The 1,194-nt window shown below is 46.5% G+C and carries 1 pseudogene; it reads right to left on the reverse strand.

From position 1 onward, the window contains the following. Positions 1–1,194: pseudogene (locus tag R7E47_RS24810) on the reverse strand (tandem-95 repeat protein); the annotation flags it as partial.

The following is a 1,194-nucleotide window of genomic DNA, read 5'->3' on the forward strand; positions in this document are numbered from 1 at the left end:
TTCTGCAATCCCTTGTCCTGGATTTGCCGCATCAACGTACTCATGGTCAATCTCTTTCACGGTCAACGTTGTGCTCAAATCAAAGTCGGTACTGGAATCTTGTTCCAACTCAACTTGAACATAACCACTCTGCGTAACGCGAGCAGAGAAGTCTTGCTCCGATTCATTGGCTTGCGGCGTTAATGTTAACGTACCAGCGACGAGCGTTTGCGCTACACCATCCACGAACACGGTACAACTCGGAGGGAAGCCAGAAATCGTCACTTCTGAGAAGAACTCATCGGCATCTGGACTTTGGCTGGTCGTTGGTTTCCAGTCGATGTTGAAGCGCGTATCTTCGTCACCTTCCGAAACCACGGTATAGTTATTTCTTGCGTCAATCACAGGGCCAACAATCACACGAATTTCCCCAGTTGAGGTGCGCGTATGACCATCGTTTTCAGTAACGATCGTGGTTGCTGTGATGTGAATATTCTCGGTAGACGATGCTTCCGGTTTAATCACAATGCCCGAGTTGATGTTTGCTTGCGTAATATTCGCTTCATAGATTGGCTGGTTATTACCATCGTACCCAACGAACGTTAAATCGACCGAGTTGCCATCATTATCAAATATCTCAACGCCATCAGGAATGTTGGAAAGCAGTACCGTTACCGTTTCAGAATGATCGTTCGGGTTGTCTTTGAACTCTCCAGAAAGAATGCTGAACGAAATATCAACTTGGCCATTTTCATCCACAAATGTTTGAACGCCACGTACGTTACCATCATCAAACTCTTGCCAAATACCTGACTTATCATTGAGTTCAACGATTGGAATATCCGCTACGCCTTTCACATCAACAATGACGGTTTTGTTCCCGAGTGAAAGTACATCTTGCGCGGAACCTGTTGATAGCGATGCGTTGTCTTTTACGATGCCTTCTACGTTGAAGGTGAAATCGTCGTTACTGTGCAGTGGTGGCAGCACTTCTACATTCGTCAGATGCGACTCAGGAATTTCGTAATACAGCACATTGCCGCTGCCATCCGTCACTTCAACAATCTGTGAAGGATCCGCGCCATCGAGCCAGACAAGCGTCACGCCGTCGATAGAGAAATTCGAGATGCGAACAAACAGCTCTTCTGAACCATCCATATCCGCGGATGGTTTCATTGAAATCACTTCGCTTAATTGAAGTGGATCGTGGTCAGT

Source organism: Vibrio sp. Vb1026, assembly GCF_033338745.1.
GTDB lineage: Bacteria > Pseudomonadota > Gammaproteobacteria > Enterobacterales > Vibrionaceae > Vibrio > Vibrio alginolyticus.